This window comes from Planococcus sp. CAU13 (assembly GCF_000775575.1).
In the GTDB taxonomy this organism is placed as follows: domain Bacteria; phylum Bacillota; class Bacilli; order Bacillales_A; family Planococcaceae; genus Planococcus.
On record NZ_JRGN01000002.1, the window covers coordinates 1 to 5,152 of the forward strand.

Below are 5,152 nucleotides of genomic sequence, written 5' to 3' on the forward strand. Positions count from 1 at the left end.
CCTGCATCGCTTCGCTGCTTCGTCGCAAAGACTTAGCCTCGCAAGCTTCGGCTAATGTCTTGGCTATGCTATACTGGACAAAAGATCGATTTGGGAGGCAGATGGATGAAGACCTTTAAAATGCTGTCGGTGGGGCTCGTCGAAAATGACGATGTCATCAACATTCCGCTGGAAGACGGAATCATCATCAACCAGGAAAACAGCCACCGTTCCTGGGTACTTGAAATGCTGGTGGATTTATCCCATGAGGAAAAATTTCTGGGCATGAAGGAGTCAGGTGAAATCAACGATGTCAAAGTGGTCATTTCCTATCCTGAAAACGAGCCGGCAACCTTTGAAGTTGGGGTTTACGGTGTAAAGCGGATTGGTGAACATATTTCAGTCCTGATGAAAGGCACGCTGAAGCGCGCGCGCCGCAAATATGCAGAAACGCTGCTGTCGGAATTGCTTGAAGACGGTTTGGAAGGTGATGCCTTGCTCAATCGTTTCGAGAGCGATATGCGTTCACGTCCCGTTCTTCGCAAAGACGAAGCGGCAAAATAAGAAAAGGCCCGGTGAAGGAAATGCTCCTTCACCGGGCCTTTTGGATTCAGCTGCCAAATTTGTTCAGTATAAAAGCAGCCTCCGCTTTGCAGGAAAAATCAATTTTACGATTTTCTTTTTTCTGCAGCGCTTCAATCTGCTCAATTTGTTCCGCTGTCGGCGGTTCGCTGAGAATTTTGGAAATTGTCTGGTTCATCTTAAGCGCCAGATTTTCATGGAATCCGCTGCTCGCTTTCACATCGTCAGAAAGCTCTGCATACCATTTCGCATTTTCCACTATATATTTTCGCCATGACTGCAAAAAGTTTTCTATATTGAAAAGCTCTTCTTTCCATTCAATCTCAGCCATATATTCCTCGAACTGCTTTGATATGGAACGTGTGATATTGCTTTTCACTGAAGCCGGTAATGTCTGATACATTAAATCCCCCCATATTCGAGCAAGAAATCAGTCGTCTGACTGTGCTTTATTTATTGATTACCACTGAGGGATCCGGCAGTCTTCAATTACTTATGAAGAAACTACTGGCCCCAAAGCGAATAGAATGTCGCATTCGCAGGCAATTTCACCGTCCACTGTCGCGATGCCATGGCCTTTGCCCATCGGCCCTCTCAGTTTCGTGAGTTCCACTTCCAGCCTTAACTGATCACCGGGTACAACCTGGCGCTTGAAGCGGCAATTGTCTATGCCTGTGAAGAATGCAAGGCGGCCTTCGTTGCCTTCCATCTGAAGTACAGCTGTTGCACCAACCTGCGCCAGCGCTTCTACAATCAGAACACCCGGCATTACCGGGTAGCCCGGAAAGTGGCCGTTGAAAAATTCCTCATTGGCCGAAACATTTTTTAGCCCTACCGCTTTTTTGCCGGCTTCGATTTCCAGAATCCGGTCCACCATCAAAAATGGATAGCGATGCGGCAGGATGGCTTTGATCTGTTCAGTCGTCAACATAAGTCCAGCCCCTTTTATAAATTATCTTTCAAATGTTGTGTGTGTTATTTTTTTCCGCTTATGATGTCAATGATATGCTGCCATGTTTCCCATTTCAGCACATCTCTTGGTTCTCCGTCTCCGAGAACACCGTAACCGACCATTGCCCCCAAAGCAGCTGCCAGAACGATTAGAACAATCACCAATATGATCCGAAGCCAGATGGGAAACATCCGGATCTGCACCCACAATGTTCTTTTCTGTTTCCGATTGCCATTCGCTTCTTCGTTTTTATGCTCTTTACGGGTCGAAATCTTTTTAGTCGGCTCAGCCATTTACGTCGTCAACCTTTCCAATAAAGATGCGTAGTTTGAGTGGGTTTTGCGCCATGTTGCCATTATACTAAATTATCTTGATTTGCGCGACAGGCTGGCCAGCATGATGCCGGTGCCGATCGCCACAGAATTCATCGGATCTTCGGAGATGAAAATCGGCACTTTCAATTCCTGCGCCAGCAATTGGTCGATGCCGTGCAGCATCGCCCCTCCTCCCGTCAGGATGATGCCCCGGTCAATAATATCCGCTGACAGTTCAGGCGGTGTCTTTTCCAGGACATTTTTAGCTGAAGTGACAATCAGATTGGCCGATTCCCGCATGGCCAATTCTATTTCTTCGGAATGAATGGTGAGTACACGCGGAAGGCCTGATACCATATCGCGGCCGCGTATTTCCATTTCTTCTTTGCGCGCCCCTTTGAAAACCGTTCCAATTTGAATTTTAATGTTTTCAGCCGTTCGTTCGCCGATCAGTAATTTATATTGTTTTTTGACATATTGAAGTATGTCATTATCGAAAACATCGCCGGCCGTTTTTATGGATTCACTTGTCACTATGTCCCCCATAGACAACACGGCAACATCTGTAGTTCCTCCGCCAATATCAATTATCATATTGCCGCTGGGCTGATAAATGTCCATGCCGGATCCAATAGCCGCGACTTTCGGTTCTTCTTCAAGGTAGACTTTTTTTCCGCCGGATTTTTCGGCAGCTTCACGGATCGCTTTCTGTTCAACACTGGTTACATTGGTCGGACAGCATATAAGGATCCGCGGTTTATTCATGAAGCCTTTCACTTTCAGCCGTTCAATAAAATGCTTCAGCATAATTTCTGTCACGTCAAAATCAGCGATGACCCCTTCTTTCAAAGGTCTTACCGCGATGATATTCCCCGGCGTACGCCCGATCATTTTTCTCGCTTCTTCCCCTACAGCGATCACCTGATGCGTTTTACGGTCCATCGCCACGACAGACGGCTCATTCAGAATAACTCCTTTGCCCTTTACGTAAATCAGAACATTAGCCGTCCCTAAGTCAATTCCAATATCTTTTGAAAACAACATTCCTGCTACCCCTTCCGGTAATGGTACTTCTATTATGTATCTCTCTAAAGACTCTCCTAACTGAATATTTTATCACAAAGATCAGTGCTGCTGTATAATTTTCCTATAAATAATTGTTATTTTAAGAAAACTACTATTTGACTGAATAATATAGCCTGTTAATGACGGACTGGAGGAATTTTGTGAATTTAAAAACCCGGCAGCGCCTGAGCGCTGCCGGGTCTGAATTATAAAGAAGGAATAAATGAATTAGACCGTCTGTTCTTCCATGACTGATGATTCTTCTGTGATGACCCGTTCAATGTCAGCACCAAGAGATGCAAGTTTCTTATGAAAGTCAACGTATCCTCTATCCAAATGATGCAATTTGTTTACGCGGGTGATGCCTTCAGCGGCAAGTCCAGCTAAAATCAATGCAGCTGCTGCACGCAGATCAGTAGCCGACACTTCAGCTCCCTGCAGTTTCGAAGGACCTTCCATAATAACGGAGCGGCCTTCAATTTTAACGGAAGCGTTCATGCGTCGGAATTCTTCCACATGCATAAAGCGGTTTTCGAAAACTGTTTCTGTCAAAATACCGTTGCCTTTCGCAGTCAGCATCAAAGACATCATCTGTGACTGCATATCCGTCGGGAATCCCGGGTGCGGCATCGTTTTGATATCAATTGACCGAAGCGGACGCGTTGCCCGTACACGAAGGCCTTCATCTGTCTCATCGACGCGTACACCCATTTCTCCAAGTTTCGAAATTAAAGCTGCCATGTGCTCAGGAACGGCATTTTCAATTGTTACGTCGCCTTCTGTGATAGCTGCCGCAACCATGAATGTGCCGGCTTCAACCCGATCAGGAATGATATAATGCTCTGCTCCATGCAGTGCTTCAACGCCTTCGATCCGAATTGTATCGGTTCCTGCACCAAACACTTTACCGCCCATTTCGTTGATGAAAGTAGCCAAATCAACAATTTCAGGCTCTTTTGCTGCGTTTTCAATAATTGTGACACCTTCTGCAAGCGCTGCAGCGGTCATGATGTTTTCAGTCGCTCCGACGCTCGGAAAATCCAGATAGATTTTTGCTCCGCGCAGTCTGCCGTTAACGTCGGCTTCAACAAATCCGTTGCCGAACGTTATTTTCGCGCCCATTGCCTCGAAGCCTTTCAGGTGAAGTTCGATCGGGCGTGAGCCGATTGCACAACCTCCCGGAAGGGCCACACGAGCAAAACCATTGCGTGCAAGAAGCGGTCCCATAACCAAAATCGAAGCTCTCATTTTTCTTACATACTCGAATTGAGCTTCACTTGATAAAGTTGCTGTAGAATCGATATGCATTTCGTTCTTTTCGGGAAAGTATTCAATGCTTACGTTCAGGCTTTTGAGAACTTCCTGAATCGTGTAAACATCCGCCAAATGCGGGACTTCCTTGATGATGCTTTTTCCTGAGCCTGCAAGCAAAGCTCCAGCCAGGACCGGAAGTACTGCGTTTTTGGCACCTTCCACTCTTACTTTACCAGTTAATTTGTTACCGCCTCTTACAATGATCTGCTCCACTGAAATGCCCTCCATGTATAAAATAATCTGTTGAAATAACTTGCGTAATGTATATTAAAAGTTTAAAAGTCCAATGTCATAATTTAGAAACAAAACCTTTTCTATGATACATGTATTTTACTAAAATAACAAGTATCCGCCAGATTATTTTTCTTTAATACTAATGCTCTTATTTATATTATTCGTAGTAAATCTTTGATTTGTGTCCGTCGTCTCCCACTTTATATTACAATTTGATTACAGTGGATATTTTCCCCATATGTAGGAAAATAAACATAGATATTAAATTTATTTCCCGGGAAATATCTAAGGTTTGGCAATTTGGCCAGTGCCCACAGCGCAGATACCAGCCAAATTGCCAATTCTCAGAAGAGGTATGGCAATTGACGTGACCACGAGGAGATGTTCAGGAAAAAGGTTGAAACCGTTGATCCAATCACGATGCTGAGGAAGATATAAAGAATCTGAGCCTGCAGCACATGGTGTTTGTGGATCCATGTCTCGAACATCACAGCCCGCAATGCGTAAAAAGAGACGCCGGTAAAAAAGATGTGGCTAAAGATAGAGAGTAATGCCTGTTGCCCAATCATCGTTTCCATATAAACACTCCTTGTCGTGCAGTAATTTAAAAAAAGCAGACAAAAGTAAGATTCACTTTTGCCTGCTTTTGTGTCTGGACTTCAGCTGCTAAGCTCTGAGGAAAAAGCTGCCCTTCCTGTGCGGCAAAAAACGC

Annotated in this window: 7 protein-coding genes; 1 reads left to right on the plus strand and 6 read right to left on the minus strand. The window is 44.9% G+C overall.

Features of this window, described 5'->3' with window-relative positions:
• Positions 1 to 105 precede the first annotated feature (105 nt).
• On the plus strand, positions 106 to 543 hold the full coding sequence (locus tag KW93_RS00015; protein ID WP_033540894.1) for a YwpF family protein: 438 nt from the start codon (positions 106 to 108) through the stop codon (positions 541 to 543).
• Between the two features lie 46 nt (positions 544 to 589).
• On the opposite strand, the gene KW93_RS00020 is transcribed toward KW93_RS00015, so the two are convergent.
• The 6 genes from KW93_RS00020 to KW93_RS00045 all read right to left on the minus strand — a co-directional run bounded on the left by KW93_RS00020 (position 590) and on the right by KW93_RS00045 (position 5,018).
• Positions 590 to 964: a hypothetical protein gene (locus KW93_RS00020; RefSeq protein WP_033540895.1), complete on the minus strand. Its 375-nt coding sequence runs from the start codon at positions 962 to 964 to the stop codon at positions 590 to 592.
• A 90-nt stretch (positions 965 to 1,054) separates the two neighbouring features.
• Positions 1,055 to 1,492: a 3-hydroxyacyl-ACP dehydratase FabZ gene (gene fabZ, locus KW93_RS00025; protein ID WP_033540896.1), complete on the minus strand. Its 438-nt coding sequence runs from the start codon at positions 1,490 to 1,492 to the stop codon at positions 1,055 to 1,057.
• A gap of 44 nt (positions 1,493 to 1,536) precedes the next feature.
• Entirely contained in the window at positions 1,537 to 1,806 is a 270-nt protein-coding gene (locus KW93_RS00030) for a DNA-directed RNA polymerase subunit beta (protein ID WP_033540897.1), read from the minus strand.
• A gap of 72 nt (positions 1,807 to 1,878) precedes the next feature.
• Positions 1,879 to 2,868, minus strand: coding sequence for a rod shape-determining protein (locus KW93_RS00035; protein WP_033540900.1), 990 nt, complete (start codon positions 2,866 to 2,868; stop codon positions 1,879 to 1,881).
• Between the two features lie 252 nt (positions 2,869 to 3,120).
• Complete coding sequence (murA, locus tag KW93_RS00040) at positions 3,121 to 4,419, minus strand: UDP-N-acetylglucosamine 1-carboxyvinyltransferase (RefSeq protein WP_033540898.1); 1,299 nt, start codon at positions 4,417 to 4,419, stop codon at positions 3,121 to 3,123.
• Between the two features lie 365 nt (positions 4,420 to 4,784).
• Complete coding sequence (locus tag KW93_RS00045) at positions 4,785 to 5,018, minus strand: DUF1146 family protein (RefSeq protein ID WP_033540899.1); 234 nt, start codon at positions 5,016 to 5,018, stop codon at positions 4,785 to 4,787.
• Positions 5,019 to 5,152 lie beyond the last annotated feature (134 nt).